Annotated in this window: 16 protein-coding genes, 1 tRNA gene and 1 other annotated feature; all 17 genes read right to left on the bottom strand. The window is 43.6% G+C overall.

Annotated elements, in window-relative coordinates; all coding sequences use genetic code 11:
* Positions 1 to 42 precede the first annotated feature (42 nt).
* The 17 genes from rpoC to gltX all read right to left on the bottom strand — a co-directional run bounded on the left by rpoC (position 43) and on the right by gltX (position 18,107).
* Complete coding sequence (gene rpoC, locus EAL2_RS00710) at positions 43 to 3,531, bottom strand: DNA-directed RNA polymerase subunit beta' (RefSeq protein WP_025434528.1); 3,489 nt, start codon at positions 3,529 to 3,531, stop codon at positions 43 to 45.
* 40 nt (positions 3,532 to 3,571) lie between these two features.
* Positions 3,572 to 7,294, bottom strand: coding sequence for a DNA-directed RNA polymerase subunit beta (rpoB, locus tag EAL2_RS00705; RefSeq protein ID WP_038602115.1), 3,723 nt, complete (start codon positions 7,292 to 7,294; stop codon positions 3,572 to 3,574).
* A gap of 259 nt (positions 7,295 to 7,553) precedes the next feature.
* The gene (gene rplL, locus EAL2_RS00700) at positions 7,554 to 7,916 is read right to left on the bottom strand and encodes a 50S ribosomal protein L7/L12 (RefSeq protein ID WP_025434526.1); all 363 of its coding nucleotides are present in this window, start codon (positions 7,914 to 7,916) and stop codon (positions 7,554 to 7,556) included.
* A 73-nt stretch (positions 7,917 to 7,989) separates the two neighbouring features.
* The gene (gene rplJ / locus EAL2_RS00695; RefSeq protein WP_025434525.1) at positions 7,990 to 8,499 is read right to left on the bottom strand and encodes a 50S ribosomal protein L10; all 510 of its coding nucleotides are present in this window, start codon (positions 8,497 to 8,499) and stop codon (positions 7,990 to 7,992) included.
* Positions 8,500 to 8,544: 45 nt separating this feature from the next.
* Positions 8,545 to 8,682, bottom strand: a sequence feature (ribosomal protein L10 leader region).
* 58 nt (positions 8,683 to 8,740) lie between these two features.
* Positions 8,741 to 9,439: a 50S ribosomal protein L1 gene (rplA, locus tag EAL2_RS00690; protein WP_025434524.1), complete on the bottom strand. Its 699-nt coding sequence runs from the start codon at positions 9,437 to 9,439 to the stop codon at positions 8,741 to 8,743.
* Positions 9,440 to 9,496: 57 nt separating this feature from the next.
* Positions 9,497 to 9,922: a 50S ribosomal protein L11 gene (gene rplK, locus EAL2_RS00685; protein ID WP_025434523.1), complete on the bottom strand. Its 426-nt coding sequence runs from the start codon at positions 9,920 to 9,922 to the stop codon at positions 9,497 to 9,499.
* Positions 9,923 to 9,967: 45 nt separating this feature from the next.
* Positions 9,968 to 10,495 (bottom strand): transcription termination/antitermination protein NusG, encoded by a 528-nt coding sequence (nusG, locus tag EAL2_RS00680; RefSeq protein ID WP_025434522.1) that lies wholly within the window; start codon positions 10,493 to 10,495, stop codon positions 9,968 to 9,970.
* Positions 10,496 to 10,544: 49 nt separating this feature from the next.
* A complete protein-coding gene (secE, locus tag EAL2_RS00675; RefSeq protein ID WP_025434521.1) occupies positions 10,545 to 10,757 on the bottom strand; it encodes a preprotein translocase subunit SecE in 213 nt (70 codons plus the stop codon).
* Positions 10,758 to 10,770: 13 nt separating this feature from the next.
* Positions 10,771 to 10,920, bottom strand: coding sequence for a 50S ribosomal protein L33 (gene rpmG / locus EAL2_RS00670; RefSeq protein ID WP_025434520.1), 150 nt, complete (start codon positions 10,918 to 10,920; stop codon positions 10,771 to 10,773).
* Between the two features lie 241 nt (positions 10,921 to 11,161).
* Positions 11,162 to 12,355, bottom strand: a complete 1,194-nt coding sequence (gene tuf / locus EAL2_RS00665; protein WP_025434519.1) for an elongation factor Tu — start codon at positions 12,353 to 12,355, stop codon at positions 11,162 to 11,164.
* A 63-nt stretch (positions 12,356 to 12,418) separates the two neighbouring features.
* A tRNA-Thr gene (locus tag EAL2_RS00660) sits at positions 12,419 to 12,494 on the bottom strand.
* Positions 12,495 to 12,547: 53 nt separating this feature from the next.
* Positions 12,548 to 13,063 (bottom strand): NYN domain-containing protein, encoded by a 516-nt coding sequence (locus tag EAL2_RS00655; protein WP_025434518.1) that lies wholly within the window; start codon positions 13,061 to 13,063, stop codon positions 12,548 to 12,550.
* A gap of 2 nt (positions 13,064 to 13,065) precedes the next feature.
* On the bottom strand, positions 13,066 to 13,800 hold the full coding sequence (rlmB, locus tag EAL2_RS00650) for a 23S rRNA (guanosine(2251)-2'-O)-methyltransferase RlmB (protein ID WP_025434517.1): 735 nt from the start codon (positions 13,798 to 13,800) through the stop codon (positions 13,066 to 13,068).
* A gap of 41 nt (positions 13,801 to 13,841) precedes the next feature.
* Positions 13,842 to 14,600 (bottom strand): FAD-dependent thymidylate synthase, encoded by a 759-nt coding sequence (gene thyX, locus EAL2_RS00645; RefSeq protein ID WP_025434516.1) that lies wholly within the window; start codon positions 14,598 to 14,600, stop codon positions 13,842 to 13,844.
* A gap of 91 nt (positions 14,601 to 14,691) precedes the next feature.
* A complete protein-coding gene (locus tag EAL2_RS00640) occupies positions 14,692 to 15,105 on the bottom strand; it encodes a Mini-ribonuclease 3 (protein ID WP_025434515.1) in 414 nt (137 codons plus the stop codon).
* Complete coding sequence (gene cysS, locus EAL2_RS00635) at positions 15,090 to 16,487, bottom strand: cysteine--tRNA ligase (protein WP_025434514.1); 1,398 nt, start codon at positions 16,485 to 16,487, stop codon at positions 15,090 to 15,092. Before cysS ends, EAL2_RS00640 begins: the two co-directional genes overlap by 16 nt.
* 144 nt (positions 16,488 to 16,631) lie before the next feature.
* Complete coding sequence (gene gltX / locus EAL2_RS00630; protein ID WP_025434513.1) at positions 16,632 to 18,107, bottom strand: glutamate--tRNA ligase; 1,476 nt, start codon at positions 18,105 to 18,107, stop codon at positions 16,632 to 16,634.
* Between the last annotated feature and the right edge of the window lie 42 nt (positions 18,108 to 18,149).

Below are 18,149 nucleotides of genomic sequence, written 5' to 3'. Positions count from 1 at the left end.
GTGTCAATAGAATTTAGATGTTTAACATTGTTAACGCCAATTCTAACTCTCTTGATCCGGTCTTTGGATTGCCAAGTCCTTGTATCTTTTCATTCCTGTACCTGCAGGTATGAGCTTTCCTATTATTACATTTTCCTTAAGACCTATTAGCTTGTCTTCTTTTCCTTTTATTGCTGCTTCGGTAAGAACTCTTGTAGTCTCCTGGAACGATGCAGCTGACAGGAATGATTCTGTTGCAAGTGAGGCTTTTGTTATTCCCAGCAGAACTCTTTTTGAAGTTGCTACTTCGCCGCCTTCAGCTACAACTCTTTCATTTTCATCGCCAAATTCAAGTATGTCTACAAGTCCTCCTGGAAGGAATTCAGTGTCTCCCTCTTCTTCAACTCTTACCTTAGAGAGCATCTGCCTTACTATTATTTCTATATGCTTGTCATTTATATCAACGCCCTGCATTCTATAAACCCTTTGAACTTCTTGGACAATGTAGTTTTGAACTCCAACTACATCCTTGACCCTTAGTATGTCATGAGGGTTTATTGAACCTTCGGTTATAGGATCTCCGGCCTCTACAAACTGGCCTTCCTTTGCCTTTATCCTCGAACCGTATGGTATCAGGTATGTCTTGGCTTCGCCCGCTTCATCAGTTATGACGATTTCTCTCTTGTTGCCGCTTTCCTTGATGTGCACAGAGCCGTCCATTTCACTTATTATCGCAAGGCCTTTAGGCTTTCTAGCCTCAAAAAGCTCTTCAACCCTTGGAAGACCCTGAGTTATATCGCCGCCCGCAACTCCGCCGGTGTGGAATGTACGCATCGTAAGCTGCGTTCCAGGCTCACCTATCGACTGTGCCGCTATTATGCCGACAGCTTCGCCTACGTTTACATTCTTGCCCGTTGCGAGATCCCTGCCGTAGCACTTGGCACATACACCGTGCTGAGTTCTGCAGCTAAGCGCCGATCTGATATAGACTTTCTTCACTCCTGATGACACAATTTCTTCTGCCTTCTCTTCGGTAATGAGGTCGTTTGCAGAGAGAATCAGTTCTCCCGTTTCCGGATTCACTATATCGCTGGATATATACCTTCCGACTATTCTGTCGTAGAGCTCCTCTATTACTTCATTGCCGTCTTTAAAGGCTTTTACTTCTATTCCTTCAGTTGTTCCGCAGTCCTCTTCCCTTATTATAACATCCTGAGACACGTCAACAAGTCTTCTCGTGAGGTATCCCGAGTCCGCTGTACGAAGGGCTGTATCCGCAAGTCCTTTTCTGGCTCCGTGTGAAGATATGAAGTACTCAAGAACCGAAAGGCCTTCACGGAAGTTAGACTTAACTGGAAGTTCTACCGTTTCACCTGTCGCATCAGCCATAAGTCCACGCATTCCCGCAAGCTGTCTTATCTGGTTTTTACTTCCCCTCGCTCCAGAGTGCGCCATTATGAATATGTTGTTTAGCCTTCCAAGATTGTTCATAAGAGCTTCGGTAACTTTCTCCGTTGTCTCAGTCCAAGTGTCTATAACTCTTTCTTTTCTCTCTTCATTTGAGATAAGACCTCTTCTGAACGCCTTTTCATATTTTGCAACCTTTGTTTCTGCGTCAGATATAAGCTTGTATTTTTCCTGCGGTATCTCCATGTCGGCTATCGAAACTGTTATCGCCCCTCTTGTGGAGAACTTGAAGCCCAGCTCCTTTATAGTGTCGAGCATGATGGCTGTTATAGTGTTTCCGTGCTTTCTGAAACATTTGTCTATTATCTGCCCCAGCTTTTTCTTGTCTACAAGGAAATCAACTTCAAGCGAATGCGGGTCTTTTTTCCTATCAACAAAGCCAATGTCCTGAGGAAGGTTTTCGTTGAATATGAATCTGCCCACTGTGCTTTCAACAAAAACTATAGCTCCGTCAGATAGCACTTTTTTGACTTTAACCCTTGCATGAAGGTCTACTGCCTTGTTAGTGTATGCAAGCAGCATCTCGTTGTAATCCTTGAACATCATGCCCTCGCCCTTTACGCCTTCTATCTCGATTGTAAGATAGTAGCTTCCAAGCACCATATCCTGGCTTGGCGTTGTTATTGAAGATCCGTCTTTTGGCGCCAGGATGTTGTTTACTGAAAGCATCAGGAATCTGCATTCCGCCTGTGCCTCCACCGACAGCGGAAGGTGGACAGCCATCTGGTCGCCGTCAAAGTCGGCGTTGTACGCCGTACATACAAGCGGGTGAAGCTTTATAGCCTTTCCTTCAACAAGCACCGGCTCGAACGCCTGTATGCCCAGTCTGTGAAGCGTAGGTGCACGGTTTAGGAGCACCGGGTGGCCTTTTATGACATCTTCAAGCACATCCCATACCTCAGGCTTCACCTTCTCGACCATCCTCTTAGCGCTCTTTATATTGTGAGCATGGCCCTTTTCAACAAGGGCATTCATTACAAACGGCTTGAAAAGCTCCAGAGCCATCTTCTTTGGAAGTCCGCACTGGTAGAATTTAAGCTCAGGTCCTACTACTATAACCGAACGTCCAGAGTAGTCAACACGCTTTCCGAGTAGGTTCTGACGGAAACGTCCCTGCTTACCCTTTAGCATGTCTGAAAGTGACTTAAGCGGTCTGTTTCCTGGTCCGGTAACAGGTCTTCCCCTTCTGCCGTTGTCTATTAACGCGTCTACGGCTTCCTGAAGCATTCTTTTTTCGTTTCGGACTATTATATCAGGCGCTCCAAGCTCAAGCAGTCTTTTAAGCCTGTTGTTTCTGTTTATAACTCTTCTGTAAAGATCGTTGAGATCTGATGTTGCAAACCTTCCTCCGTCAAGCTGAACCATAGGCCTAAGATCAGGAGGTATTACCGGTATGGCATCTAAAATCATCCACTCCGGTCTGTTGCCAGACTTTTTGAAAGCTTCTACAACCTCCAGCCTTCTGATAGTCCTTATCCTCTTTTGGCCTGTGCTGTCTTTCAGTTTTCCCCTAAGCTCTTTTGAGAGCAGCTCAAGATCTATCTTTTCAAGCAGAGCCATTACGGCCTCTGCCCCCATTCCCGCCTTGAATGCATTCCCATGCTTTTCCACTGCATCTCTGTACTCTTTTTCTGTAAGCAGCTGCTTTTCGCTTAGTGAAGTGCTGCCTGAATCTGTCACTATATACGATGCAAAATACAGAACCTTTTCAAGAGAACGCGGTGACATGTCAAGCAACAGTCCCATTCTGGACGGAATGCCCTTGAAATACCATATGTGAGAAACTGGCGCCGCCAGCTCTATATGGCCCATCCTCTCACGTCTTACCTTGGCCTTTGTGACCTCAACTCCACATCTGTCACAAACGACGCCTTTGTATCTTACTCTCTTGTATTTTCCGCAGTGACACTCCCAGTCCTTCTGCGGTCCGAATATCCTTTCGCAGAAAAGACCGTCCCTTTCCGGCTTGAGAGTCCTGTAGTTTATGGTTTCAGGTTTTTTGACTTCTCCTCTAGACCATTGCCTTATCTTTTCTGGCGAAGCTAAACCTATTTTCATCGACTCGAAATTACCTAATTCAAACAAGGAGTTCTCTCCCTTCTATGATAGATTGACTTGGGGTTAATTAAAACTCATCATCATCTTCTTCTTCAATGTCAGCCTTGAAAAATTCTTGGTCCAGGTCATCATCTTCAAATTCGTCAGCGTCTTCTTCTAAGTCTTCTTCTAAGTCTTCTTCTTGTTCGCCTTCTTCTATTACCATGGTTTCTTCAAGATTAACATCACGCACATATTCAAATTCGCCTTCCATAGAGATTTCTTCATCATCTATAGACTCTTTGATTTCTATCTCCTGGTCAGCCTCAAGAACTTTAACATCGAGGCAAAGACTCTGAAGCTCCTTTATAAGAACCTTGAAAGATTCAGGAATTCCAGGCTCAGGGATGTTCTCCCCTTTGACTATGGCTTCGTATGTCTTCACACGTCCTACGACGTCATCTGATTTAACTGTAAGGATCTCCTGAAGAGTATGTGCAGCTCCGTATGCCTCAAGAGCCCAAACCTCCATCTCTCCGAATCTCTGTCCTCCAAACTGCGCCTTTCCGCCAAGCGGCTGCTGGGTTACAAGCGAGTATGGTCCTGTAGATCTGGCGTGTATCTTGTCGTCTACAAGGTGGTGGAGTTTCAGCATGTACATGTATCCAACTGTTACCCTGTTATCGAAAGGCTCTCCCGTACGTCCGTCACGCAGCATAAGCTTTCCGTCCTGCGGATACCCGGCTTGTTCAAGCGCTATTTCAATGTCCTTCTCGTTTGCTCCGTCGAATACCGGAGTTGCCACATGCCATCCCAGCTTCTTGGCTGCAAGTCCAAGGTGGACTTCTAGCACCTGTCCTATGTTCATACGCGATGGAACGCCCAGAGGATTCAAGACTATTTCAACAGGCGTACCGTCTTCCATGAAAGGCATGTCTTCTTCCGGAAGTATCCTTGAGATTACACCCTTGTTTCCATGGCGTCCTGCCATCTTGTCGCCGACGTTTATCTTTCTTTTAGTCGCTATATAAACCCTTACAAGCTCGTTTACTCCCGGAGGAAGCTCGTCGCCGTTTTTCCTTGTAAATACTCTTACGTCAACTATTATTCCACTTTCTCCGTGAGGAACCTTAAGGGATGTATCCCTTACTTCCCTTGCCTTCTCTCCGAATATGGCCCTTAGAAGCCTTTCTTCTGCAGTGAGCTCAGTCTCACCCTTTGGCGTAACTTTACCGACAAGTATGTCTCCCGATTGGACTTCTGCACCTATTCTTATTATTCCCCTGTCGTCAAGATTCTTGATTGCATCCTCTCCAACGTTAGGGATGTCCCTTGTTATCTCTTCAGGGCCTAGCTTTGTATCTCTGGCTTCAGCCTCATATTCTTCTATGTGTATCGTCGATAACCTGTCTTCTTTTACAAGCCTTTCGTTGAGAAGTATGGCGTCCTCATAGTTGTAGCCCTCCCATGTCATAAATGCGACTCTGCAGTTTCTGCCAAGTGCCAACTCACCCATGTCTGTAGAAGGCCCGTCTGCTATGACATCGCCTGCTGTTATGATATCGCCGCTATTTATTATAGGAGACTGGTTGACACATGTGCCCTGGTTTGATCTTTTGAACTTAAGCAGCTTGTATCTGTCTCTTTGCCCATCTTCTCTTTTTATCACTATTTCATTTGCAGTAACCTTTTCCGCGACTCCTGAATTTCTTGCCATTACGCATACGCCCGAATCTATAGCCGCCTTGCCTTCCATTCCCGTTCCTATTACAGGCGCTTCCCTTCTTATAAGAGGTACAGCCTGACGCTGCATGTTCGATCCCATCAGCGCACGGTTGGCATCGTCATTCTCAAGGAATGGAATTATTGCTGTCGCTATCGACACAACCTGCTTTGGAGATACGTCCATGTAGTCTACGCTTTCAGGTTTTACAAGCTCGGCCTCACCATTTATAGTCCTTGCAGTTACTCTTTCATTGACGAATCTGCCTTCCTCGTCGAGCGGCTCATTTGCCTGGGCTCTTACGTAAAGGTCCTCTTCGTCTGCCGTCAGATAGTCTATAGTGCTAGTAACCACGGCTCTTTGCTTGTCTATCTTCCTGTATGGAGACTCAATGAATCCATACTCGTTTATCTTTGCGAAGGTACTAAGTGAGTTTATAAGGCCTATATTTGGACCCTCAGGAGTCTCTATAGGACACATTCTGCCGTAGTGCGAGTGGTGAACGTCTCTTACCTCAAAGCCTGCTCTCTCTCTTGAAAGACCTCCTGGTCCAAGAGCCGAAAGCCTTCTTTTGTGTGTAAGCTCTGATAGTGGATTTGTCTGGTCCATGAACTGTGAAAGCTGTGAGCTTCCGAAGAATTCCTTTATGGCGGCAGCCACTGGTCTTATGTTTATGAGCGCTTCGGGAGAAGTATTTTCAGTGTCCTGAATCGTCATTCTTTCCCTTACTACTCTTTCCATTCTTGAAAGGCCTATTCTGAACTGGTTCTGTAAAAGCTCGCCTACCGACCTTACCCTCCTGTTGCCCAGGTGGTCTATGTCGTCTATATTCCCTATCCCATGGAACAGGTTGAACTGGTAGCTTACAGAAGCTATGATATCGTCTAGTATTATGTGCTTTGGAACGAGTCTTCTTTTGTTCCTTTTGAAAGCCTCCGCTATTTCTTCATTGCTTGAACACTCATCGAGTATTTCCTTGAGTGTTGGATAATGGACTTTTACCTTGGGATTGAACCCTTCGATTTCAAAATCCACAAAAGCCCTCATATCCACAAAGTTGTTGCCTACTACTTTTATTTCCTTGCCTTCTTCACCGTAAACTTTCACAACGTTTATTCCGGAATTTTGTATCTCGAATGCATTCTCAAGCGATATCTTTTCGCCTTTGGCTACAAACACTTCTCCCGTTTCTGAAGAAACCACGTCTTCCGCTGCAACCCTGCCTTTAATCCTGTGGGCTACTGAAAGCTTCTTGTTGAATTTATATCTTCCAACCTTTGCAAGGTCGTATCTTTTAGGGTCGAAAAACAATGCGTTAATAAGCGATGTTGCGCTCTCAACCGTAGGTGGTTCGCCTGGTCTTAGCTTCTTGTATATTTCAAGCAGCGCCTCTTCCCTATTCTTTGTGTTATCCTTTTCAAGAGTAGACAGGAGTCTTTCATCTTCTCCTATAAGCTCTATTATCTCTATGTCGCTTGCGAATCCAAATGCCCTCAGCAGCACTGTTATTGGTTGCTTTCTGGTTCTGTCAACCCTTACAGACACTATGTCGTTGGAATCCGTTTCATATTCAAGCCATGCTCCCCTGTTTGGGATAACAGTGGATGAAACAAGCTTCTTGCCCGCCTTGTCCCTTTCTTCACTAAAGTATACTCCCGGAGATCTTACAAGCTGGCTGACTATTACTCTTTCTGCGCCGTTAATTATGAAAGTTCCCTTTTCAGTCATAAGAGGAAAATCTCCCATGAATACATCTTTTCCCGGTTCTTTTATTTCACCAGTGTTCTTGTTTTCAAGCCTCACTTTGACTTTCAGCGGTGCTGAAAAAGTAACGTCTCTTTCTTTTGACTCTTCAACGTCATATTTTGCTTCACCTATGGAATAGTCAACAAAATGAAGTGAAAGGTTTCCAGTATAATCTTCAATTGGCGAGACATCCTCGAATACCTCTCTGAGACCTTCCTCCAAAAACCATTTGTAGGAATCAAGCTGGATTTCCACAAGGTTGGGTAGCTGCGCTACCTCTGGTATCCTTGAAAAACTCATCCTAGCCCTTCTTCCAGTGTTTACAGGATGTGGAAATGGCATCAATTTTTCACCTCTCCTAATAAATAAATCTATGTTAATATTTTGCATGCATGATTTACGACAGAATTATCCATTGTACGCATTAAAACATGTTATCATATCCCGCGCGACAAGTCAACACGTTTTTATTTTTTATTTCCCGGCAAAATTCAAAGTGCGTCTCCATCAAGCGTTTGCAATTAGAGACGCACTTTGAATTTTACTGGAATAAAAAAAGGTGCCAACTTAATGTTAAGGCACCTTTTTAATTTAATATTCACTACTTAACTTCTACTTTAGCTCCTACTTCTTCAAGCTTAGCTTTCATATCTTCAGCTTCATCTTTAGAAGCTCCTTCTTTAACTGCTTTTGGCGCTCCGTCAACAAGATCCTTAGCTTCTTTCAGTCCAAGACCAGTAAGCTCTCTAACAACCTTTATAACTTTAACCTTTTGAGCACCAGCATCAGCAAGTATTACATCAAATTCTGTCTTCTCTTCAGCAGCCTCAGCAGCAACAGCTCCTGCAACAGCTACTGGAGCAGCAGCAGATACTCCGAATTTTTCTTCTGCAGCCTTAACTAACTCGTTAAGCTCAAGTACTTTCATGTTCTCTATAGCTTCTAGTATTTGTTCTATAGTCATTTAAAGACACCTCCGATTAAATTTTCATTTAAATTATTAGTTTGGTAAAACATGCATCAATCTCAAGCGGCAATTATTGCTCGCCTGCTTCCGCCTTTTGCTTTGCAACTGCATCCAAAAGATATGCAAAGTTTGATAGCGGAGCCTTGAAGCTTCCAAGAAGTTTTGCAATAAGCACTTCTCTTGAAGGTACTTCCGACAGGGCTTTAACTTTTTCCGCATCGTAGAATTCACCTTCAACTATACCCATCTTAAGCTCTATCGCAGGATGAGTTTTCATGAAGTCACTTAGTATTCTTGCAGGTGCAACTGGATCTGCATAGCCGAAAGCTATAGCGTTTGGACCCACTAGATTCACCTCATCAAGTTGGTCATATCCAAGCTCTTTTGCAGCTCTTCTTACAAGAGTATTCTTGTAAACCTTGTAGTCGCATCCAGCTTCTTTGAATTTGGCTCTTAGTTCATTAGCCTCTTCAACCTTAAGCCCTCTATAGTCAACTACTACTAGTGAAGATGCCTCTTTGAATTTCTCTGTTATTTCGCTTACTACTTTTGCTTTGATTTCCACTGCTGATTTAGACACTAACCGTCCACCTCCTTTGGCTACTCCGGCAAAGCAAGCTTTGCCGTTTTAATTATAAAAGCCCTTGCATGCACACAGACATACAAGGGCTATAATTTCAATATCTAGTATCAAAACTATCTTCCTCGGCAGGCATGTTTAAGCGTATGCACCTGCTGTCTGCGGCATTTGAATATATATTTGAAAATATTTAACTGTTTAACAAATGAAGTATACTATAGTATTTTTCGCTTGTCAACAATTATTCTGCTATCTTGTTTGGATTTATTCTTACTCCAGGTCCCATTGTGCTAGATACAGTAGTTGATCTCATGTACTGTCCCTTTGCAGCGGATGGCTTGGCTTTTATAACTGCATCAGCCAGAACTTCAAAGTTCTCGAACAGTTTTTCCTTGCCGAATGAAACTTTTCCTATAGGAACGTGGATTATATTAGTCTTATCCAATCTATATTCAACCTTACCAGCTTTAATGTCGTTAACTGCAGCTGCAACGTCGAATGTAACTGTACCTGATTTTGGGTTTGGCATAAGGCCTTTTGGTCCAAGAACTCTACCAAGTCTACCTACAAGACCCATCATGTCAGGAGTAGCAACTATTACATCAAAGTCAAACCAGTTTTCGCCTTGTATCTTGTTTACAAGGTCCATTTCTCCAACAAAATCTGCTCCGGCAGCTTCAGCCTCTTTGGCTTTTTCTCCCTTTGCAAACACAAGCACCTTCTTAACTCTACCTGTTCCATGAGGAAGCACTACAGCTCCTCTTACCTGTTGGTCTGCGTGTCTTGAGTCAACGCCGAGCTTAAGGTGAACTTCTACAGTCTCGTCAAATTTAGCACTTGCACAATCAAGAACTATTTGAAGAGCTTCAGAAGCGTCATAGTAAGTGTTTTTGTCAAACTTTTTAATTGCTTCTATATACTTCTTGCCTTTTTTAGCCATTTTATATTCCTCCTTGTGGTAATAGCGGTTTGTTAGCCTCCCACACTATAGATAAAACTAGTCTATAACTTCAACGCCCATGCTTCTTGCAGTTCCAGCTATCATGCTCATAGCCGCTTCTACGTCAGTAGCATTAAGATCTGGCATTTTAAGTTCAGCTATTTCTCTTATTTGTGCTGTTGTTATCTTTGCAACCTTTTTCTTGTTAGGTTCGCCTGAACCAGACTCTATCTTGCACGCCTTCTTTATAAGTACTGCAGCCGGCGGAGTCTTTGTTATGAATGAGAATGATCTGTCCTGATAAACTGATATTACAACAGGAATTATAAGACCAGCCTGATCTGCAGTCTTGGCATTGAACTCTTTTGTGAACTGCATTATGTTAACACCATGCTGTCCTAGAGCTGGACCAACTGGTGGTGCTGGAGTCGCTTTGCCTGCAGGTATTTGCAATTTTATCTGACCAATTACTTTTTTAGCCATTTAGTACACCTCCCTGTATCGAATTATTAATTAATTAATTATTGCTTACATTTTTTCTATTTGGTCAAACCCCAGTTCTACCGGAGTCTCTCTACCAAACATTGAGATAAGGACTTTAACTGCATGTCTTTCAAAATTGATCTCTTGAATATTGCCCATGAAGCCTTCAAAAGGTCCATTTTTGACGGATACGACATCTCCCACTTCAACATCTATCTTTGGCATTATCTTTTCCACACCCATAGCTGCGACTTCTTCATCAGAAAGAGGCACTGGCTTGGAACCGGGGCCGACAAAACCTGTCACTCCCTTTGTGTTTCTTACTATATACCAAGATTCGTCGGTGATAAGCATCTTAACCATCACGTATCCAGGAAATTTCTTCTTGGACTTAATCTTTTTCTTGCCATCCTTTATCTCTACAACCTCTTCAGTAGGTACGACTACATCATGTATATAGTCCTCCATGTTTCTGGTCTTTACTGTCTTTTCAATGGTTGCCTTTACCTTGTTTTCGTGCCCTGAATATGTGTGCACGACATACCATTTAGCTTTTTCCTCATTATTAGGCATAATACTAGTCATCCTTTCTCCTAAAAGGCGACTTCTTTCCTTTTAGTTACTATTGCTTCACTATGAATTTCAATAAAAAGCCCAATCCCGAGTCGAGCAACCAAACGACAAGGCTTATGAATGTACTTACCATAAGTACAACAGTAGTATATCTGGTAAGTTCCCTCTTATTTGGCCAGTGAACTCTACTCAGCTCAGCTCTTACTTCCTTGATGAATCCGGCTCCGGACTCACTGTTGCCAGTTTTAACCTGGGCTGCCATATTGTTCACATCCTTATTTTGTTTCTTTGTGAAGAGTATGCTTCCTGCAGAATTTGCAGTACTTGCTCATTTCCATTCTGTCTGGGTTGTTCTTTTTGTTCTTCGTAGTGTTATAGTTTCTCTGCTTGCACTCAGTACAAGCTAAAGTTATTTTAACTCTCATGTAAAGCACCTCCTAACTTTCTGCCGCTAAACCCTAGTTTGTTTGTCTAGTATCTATTTTTTTCTGACCACTATATATGCCATTATAAAACGCTACCCATAAAATCTACCATATTTTTAACCTCGTGTCAATCTTTAGCTTCGATTATTTTTGGCATTCAAATCTCGAAGTGCTTGAATATAAGTTAAAAAAGAGAAGGAAAAGTATTCCTTCTCTTTTATGCCTTCTTTATGAGAATTTATTACTCTACTATAGAAGCAACTACTCCTGCTCCTACTGTTCTTCCGCCTTCTCTTATGGCGAATCTTAGTCCCTCTTCTATAGCTATTGGTGCTATTAGCTCAACTTCCATAGCTATGTTGTCTCCTGGCATTACCATCTCTACGCCTTCTGGTAGTCCGATTGATCCTGTTATGTCTGTTGTTCTGAAGTAGAACTGTGGTCTGTATCCGTTGAAGAATGGAGTGTGTCTTCCGCCCTCTTCCTTCTTAAGAACGTATACCTCTGACTTGAATTTTGTGTGCGGCTTTATTGTTCCAGCCTTAGCTAGTACCTGGCCTCTTTCTATCTCGTCTCTTTGAACTCCTCTTAGAAGCACTCCTATGTTGTCTCCTGCTTGTGCCTCATCAAGAAGTTTTCTGAACATCTCTACGCCTGTTACTATTACTTTTCTTGGCTCTTCTGATAGTCCAACTATTTCTACCTCGTCTTGTACTTTTACTATTCCTCTTTCAACTCTTCCTGTTGCAACTGTTCCTCTTCCTGTTATAGAGAATACGTCCTCTACTGGCATTAGGAATGGCTTGTCAACCGCTCTTTCTGGCTGTGGAATGTAGCTGTCTATAGCTTCGAATAGCTCTATTATTGCATCTCCCCACTTGCTGCTTGGATCTTCTAGTGCCTTTAGGGCTGATCCTTTTATTATTGGAGTGTCATCTCCTGGGAAGTCGTACTCGCTTAGAAGATCTCTTATTTCCATTTCTACTAGCTCAAGAAGCTCTTCGTCGTCTACCATGTCGCACTTGTTCATGAATACTACGATGTATGGTACTCCAACCTGTCTTGATAGAAGTATGTGCTCTCTTGTTTGTGGCATTGGACCGTCTGCTGCTGATACTACTAGTATCGCTCCGTCCATTTGCGCTGCTCCTGTTATCATGTTCTTAACATAGTCGGCGTGGCCTGGGCAGTCAACGTGCGCGTAGTGTCTGTTTGGTGTCTCATACTCTACGTGTGATGTTGATATTGTGATTCCTCTTTCTCTTTCCTCTGGTGCCTTGTCTATGTTTGCAAAGTCTACTGCTTCACCTGTTCCGTATCTTGAGTGCAGTGTGTATGTTATTGCTGCTGTTAGTGTTGTTTTACCGTGGTCAACGTGTCCTATTGTTCCAATGTTAACGTGTGGTTTAGTTCTTTCAAATTTAGCTTTTGCCATTTTATTCTTCCTCCTTCTTATTAAAACCGCTTCATGCGTTCAATATTTTATAGCTTTCTCTTTTGGAGCCCACGAGCGGACTCGAACCGCCGACCTCCGCCTTACCAAGGCGACGCTCTACCGACTGAGCCACGTGGGCGCACTATCTTTAATATTTTACTATTGGCTCATTATAAAGTCAATACCTTGAACTCATCCTTTTTTTCTCATGCTCTCGAGCTTCAAAAAAGCTTCTTCGTCCAAGTCTTTCAAGCGATCTGCAAGCGTCATTTTTATGGCTGTATTTTTAGTTCTTTTTTTCATATTCCCTTTGAAGTTTTGTATGTGTATTTCGAGTTCACGGGCTGTAAGCCTTGCACTGCCCCTACCAAGCACTATCTGCTGCTGCGCGCCATCATTTGTTGCAACCCTTATAAGGGAGTGTCTCCCAAGCTCACCTATGACTTTTTCTATATATGAATCGGCAGTCTGGTTCTCCTTTGTGTATATGACGGTAACCTTTGGATGCTTTATCTCAACTTCGCTGCCGCCCTTTACGCGGTAGGCGTCAAATACTATTATAACCTCCACTCCGCTGAAAGCCGAGTATTCAAGCATTATTTCAACAAGCCTGTCCCTGGACGCCTCAAGGTCTGTTTTGGATATGACTTTTAGCTCCTGCCATGCATTTATTATGTTATACCCGTCTATGACAAGATACTCCTTCAACTTTATCCCTCGCTATCGCCTCTTTGTCTTAATACCTCGTACATAACAACGCCTGCAGCCACAGACGCATTCAGCGAAGACACCCTTCCCTTCATAGGTATGCTCACCGAAAAATCGCAATTTTCCTTGACAAGCCTGGATACGCCTTCCCCTTCGCTCCCTACCACAAGAGCTATGGAACCTTTCAGATTGGACTTATGAAGCTGCTGTCCTCCCATATCTAAAGCCGCAATCCAAACCCCTTTTTCCTTTAGCATTTTTATAGTATTCACCAGATTCGTAACACGGCATACCGGTACGTATTCCACGGCACCCGCCGACGACTTGACCACCGTTGATGTTATTCCTACGCTTCTTCTTTTGGGTATTACTATTGCATCTGCGCCCGAAGCATCTGCCGTCCTTATTATAGCACCCAGATTGTGAGGATCTGTTATGCCGTCGAGTATTATTATAAAAGGCGCTCTGCCTTCCTTTTCCACCTTTGAAAGCACATCTTCGAGCTCGCTGTAGCCGTATTCAGATACAAATGCAATAACACCCTGGTGATTTTCTCCCGGGGCAAGCTCGTCAAGCTTTTTCTTGTCAGCATACTTAACTAATATACCCTTTTCCTTTGCCATGGCGACAATCTTTTTGACAGAGCCCTGTGCACCACTAGCTATAACTATGCTGTCTATTTCATGTTCTGCCTTTATAGCCTCTATTACAGGATTTCTACCTTCTATTTTATTCAAAGCTTTTCTCCTCCCACGCCATAATAGCCGGCGCGTACCGATTATAAATTTCTATACTTTTCCCTCATGACTGTGGCCTTCCCGCAGCTCATGGCTCCTTCAGGGCACGGTCCGTATGCGCAGCCCGGGCCTGCATTCTTGAATATAAAAGGAGCCACCTTCTTGGCCTCTGCAAGCATGCAGTCAGCCATGTCCCTTATCTCCCATTGCGCCCTTTCGCAGCACCTTTTGTTGAAAAAGTGAAGCAGCGCCCTTGCGTTCATAGTCAGCACAATCTTTGTTTCACATGCATTTGGAAATACATATCTGGCGTCCTCTATAGCTTTTTTCTCTGCTGCGCCTTTTGCCTTTTTTTCGCTCATTCCGCCAGCCATCATTTCATCATAGTATCTTTGAAATAGAATCTTAGCTATTTCATTGTATGTGCGCTGGTCTGACTCCATCGCCTCTTTGAATTTTTCGGCAGCTTCAGGTATTGCTTCTATTGCCGGAGGCAGTATATATTCAAACTGCTCGAGCCTTACGTATCTTTGGCTTTGCTGGGAATAGCTTGCTATCCTGTGCCTTACAAGCTGGTGGGTACATGCCCTTGATATCCCCTCTGCTGCAAACGTAAAGCTTACATGCTCAAGCGGCGATTCATGCCTCATGTCCACAAGCATTTGTACAAACCTTTCAGTCTCCTCATCGCTGAGCTTTTTTTCTATATCGTCAACTCCTGCTCTCGAGTAGCACAGCTTTGCCGCTATGGCCACCACCTTGTCAGGATTAGGCGTATGTTCTATAAGCCTTACCTTCATATTTCCACATCCCTTTCTATACCGCATAATGCGGCTTGCAACTCCAACATTTCAATTATGTCAGCATCATGTTCTTGACATGTCCGATTGACTATGAAATTTGCATTTCTATAAGCTCTATGCTCTTTTTTATGACTTCATCCAGCTTTTCAGTAAGGCCGTTGAGATAAAGATACCCAATGAGAGCCTCAAACCCCGTTGCATATCTGTAGTCTGTGGCATCCGCATTTTTGGGCATTGTCGCACTCTTTTGGTTTCTTCCCTTTTTGACTATTGTCCACTCCTGATCACTCAGCTGGTCCTTTAAAGCCATCACTGCCATAGCCTGAGCCTTTGCCCTTACAAAACTTGTAGCCCTCTTGTGTATGTCGTTCACCTTTATATCTCCGTACTTGTCTATGAGGTATTTGCGTACATGTATTTCAAATACGCAGTCCCCCATGTAGGCCAGCATCAGCGGCGAGAGCACCGCTGACCTGGCCTGTACCCCTAGGCTCTTTTCCATTTTGTACCCTGCCTTGTATCTTCAAGCACTATGCCCTTTTCCTTGAGCAAATCCCTTATTTCGTCTGATCTTTTGAAATCCTTGTTTTTCCTGGCGTCAAGCCTTTCTTGTATGAGCGACTCGATTTCTTCGTCAAGCAGTTCATCCTGACTATCCTTGCATACTATGTTGAGCACTCCTGTGAGCTCCTTGAAAAGCTCCATTGATTTCTCCATAAATTCACGACTTACAGCCTCGTCAAGCTTTGTATTAATGAATCTTGAAAGCTCGAATATGACGCTTATAGCATCTGCCGTATTTAGGTCGTCATCCATGTTCTGCTTAAATCTCTCCTTGAAGCCTTCAAGCTCTGCTATGAGCTCGCTGTCGGCAGGAGAAGCATCGAGAGTAGCGTTTTGAATCATGAATTGAAGCTTCTCTTTTGTGTTGTAGAGCCTCTCAAGTCCAGCCTTTGCCTGCATGAGCAGCTCTTCGCTGTAGTTTATAGGACTCCTGTAATGAGCAGAAAGCATGAAAAATCTTACTATTTCCAGGTCTATTTGATTTGATATGTCCCTCACCGTAAAGAAGTTGCCCTTTGACTTTGACATCTTCTCGTTGTTTATGTTTATATATCCATTGTGCACCCAGTATTTCGCAAACGGCTTTCCGCTGAAAGCCTCGCTCTGCGCTATCTCATTCTCGTGATGAGGGAATATAAGGTCCTGTCCGCCCGAGTGTATGTCTATAGTCTCTCCGAGGTGCTTTTTAGACATTACCGAGCACTCTATGTGCCAGCCTGGTCTGCCCTCTCCCCATGGGCTCATCCACCCCGGCTCGCCCTCTTTCTTAGCCTTCCAGAGCACGAAATCCGCAGGGTGCCTTTTATTTTCATTTATGTCGATTCTGGCTCCAATCTCGAGTTCATCTAGGTTCTGCCCAGAAAGCTTGCCGTAATCGCCAAACTTATGGGAATCATAGTATACGTCTCCGTTCACCTCGTAGGCATAGCCTTTTTCTATCAGCCCTTTTACAAATTCAATTATATCATCAATAGTCTCTGTAACTCGCGGATACACATCGGCTCTTTTTATTCCAAGCCCATCAGCATCTATGAAATATTCGTCTATATATTTTTGACCTACTTCGAATGGAGAAATGCCCTCCTCGTTGGCTCTTTGAATTATCTTGTCGTCCACGTCAGTGAAATTCTGAACGAACTTAACATCATACCCCAGGTACTCCAGGTATCTTCTAAGCACATCGAACATTATAAACGGCCTTGCATTGCCTATATGAAAAAAGTTGTATACAGTCGGCCCGCACGAGTACATCTTGACCTTTCCTTCTTCCAGGGGGATAAATTCCTCCTTTTGCCTAGTAAGCGTGTTGTAAAGCTTCATATGCTAATCACCTCTTTTTATATTCGCAAGACAGCTTTGAATCATATAACATCATTTTACATCCTTTTTATTTTTTTTTCTACAGATTTACATATTTACATGAAGAAAGCCCCCTAGTGCTCAAATACCCAGGAGGCCTATTATTTATATAAGATTTTGCTTTACGTACCCTATTCTTTTCAAAACCCTCTCCTTGCCAAGTATCTCTACAACGTGAGGAATCTCCGGTCCATGCATCTGTCCGGTAAGCACGACTCTTGTGCCCATGAAAAGATTCTTGCCCTTTATGCCGTATTCCTTTTGAATCTGCTTGAACATGGCGCTTACAAAATCGCTGCTAACTTCATCGGCCGCTTTAATCTTTTCTTCAAGCGCTCCGAGTAGCGTCGGCATGTGTTCTAGCTTTAAGAACTCCAGAACCTCTTCTCCTTCAGGCTTTACGTCATCTCCAAAGAATATTGAAATTTTTTCAGGAAGTTGTGCCATATATTGAAGTCCTTCCTTCACAATCGCCATCATCTTCACGAGCTTGTACCTGTCAAGCTCTTCTCCCTTGAGCACGCCTGAATCCTCAATGAAAGACACTGCCAAGTCAGCCAGATATTCGTCATCTGCTTCCTTCATGTAGTGCTGGTTTATCCAGTTGAGCTTGTTTGTGTCGAACACTCCGCCGCTTCGCGAAACCCTTTCAACCGAGAATGAATCTATGAGCTCCTGCATTGAGAAAATCTCCCTGTTGTCTTCAGGCGACCATCCAACAAGCGCAATATAGTTTACAAGACCTTGAGGCAGGTAGCCTTTGTTTTCAAAGTCTTCTACCGCAACATCGCCCTGTCTCTTGCTGAGCTTTTTCTTTTCTGAGTTTAGAATGTTTGGAAGGTGCACGAAAGTAGGCGCCTCCCATCCAAACACCTCATACATGTATACGTGCTTAGGTGTTGACGCTATCCACTCTTCCCCTCTTATTACGTGCGTTATCTTCATGAGATGGTCATCTACAACCACAGCAAAGTGGTATGTAGGGAAGCCGTCGCTTTTTATAAGCACCTGGTCGTCGAGGTCTGCAGTATTCATGCTCACTTTGCCCCTTACCATGTCATCGAACACTATTTCATGGTTGGCAGGGAATTTTAGCCTTATGACATAGTCCTCGCCTGCGGCTATCCTCTTTTCAGCCTCCTCCCGGGAGAGTCCTCTGCAATATCCGTCATATCTTGGAATCTTGCCTTCAGCCCTTTGTATCTCTCTTAACGTGTCAAGTCTATCCTTGGAGCAGAAGCAGTAGTATGCATGCCCTTTGTCAAGAAGCTCATCCACGTATTTTTTGTATATGTCCAGCCTCTGCGACTGCATATAAGGTCCGTATTCACCCTTTTGAGATAATTTCCCGTTCTCGTCAAGGCAAACTCCTTCGTCATGCTCTATGCCGGCCCATTTCATGGCGCTTAGCATGCCTTCTATGGCTCCCTCGACATACCTAGTCCTGTCTGTATCCTCAACCCTCAGTATATACTCTCCGCCGTGCTTTTTTGCGAACAGGTAGTTGTAAAGGGCCGTTCTGAGGCTTCCTATGTGTACAAATCCCGTGGGACTTGGCGCAAATCTAACTCTAACACTCATTCTTTATCCTCCTAAAATCCATATGGAATTTTCATATTTTTC

The organism is Peptoclostridium acidaminophilum DSM 3953 (assembly GCF_000597865.1).
Taxonomy (GTDB): Bacteria; Bacillota; Clostridia; order Peptostreptococcales; family Peptostreptococcaceae; genus Peptoclostridium_A; species Peptoclostridium_A acidaminophilum.
This window is presented reverse-complemented; position numbering and strand designations above follow the sequence as displayed.

Excerpts from the sequence above, each read along its gene's own strand:
- rplL (WP_025434526.1), bottom strand. The coding sequence starts at position 7,916 with ATGACTATAGAACAAATACTAGAAGCTATAGAGAACATGAAAGTACTT.
- EAL2_RS00640 (WP_025434515.1), bottom strand. The coding sequence starts at position 15,105 with ATGGAAAAGAGCCTAGGGGTACAGGCCAGGTCAGCGGTGCTCTCGCCG.
- gltX (WP_025434513.1), bottom strand. The coding sequence starts at position 18,107 with ATGAGTGTTAGAGTTAGATTTGCGCCAAGTCCCACGGGATTTGTACAC.
- tuf (WP_025434519.1), bottom strand. The coding sequence starts at position 12,355 with ATGGCAAAAGCTAAATTTGAAAGAACTAAACCACACGTTAACATTGGA.
- thyX (WP_025434516.1), bottom strand. The coding sequence starts at position 14,600 with ATGAAGGTAAGGCTTATAGAACATACGCCTAATCCTGACAAGGTGGTG.
- rplK (WP_025434523.1), bottom strand. The coding sequence starts at position 9,922 with ATGGCTAAAAAAGTAATTGGTCAGATAAAATTGCAAATACCTGCAGGC.
- cysS (WP_025434514.1), bottom strand. The coding sequence starts at position 16,487 with ATGAAGCTTTACAACACGCTTACTAGGCAAAAGGAGGAATTTATCCCC.
- rplA (WP_025434524.1), bottom strand. The coding sequence starts at position 9,439 with ATGGCTAAAAAAGGCAAGAAGTATATAGAAGCAATTAAAAAGTTTGAC.
- nusG (WP_025434522.1), bottom strand. The coding sequence starts at position 10,495 with ATGCCTAATAATGAGGAAAAAGCTAAATGGTATGTCGTGCACACATAT.
- secE (WP_025434521.1), bottom strand. The coding sequence starts at position 10,757 with ATGGCAGCCCAGGTTAAAACTGGCAACAGTGAGTCCGGAGCCGGATTC.
- rpmG (WP_025434520.1), bottom strand. The coding sequence starts at position 10,920 with ATGAGAGTTAAAATAACTTTAGCTTGTACTGAGTGCAAGCAGAGAAAC.
- rpoB (WP_038602115.1), bottom strand. The coding sequence starts at position 7,294 with ATGCCATTTCCACATCCTGTAAACACTGGAAGAAGGGCTAGGATGAGT.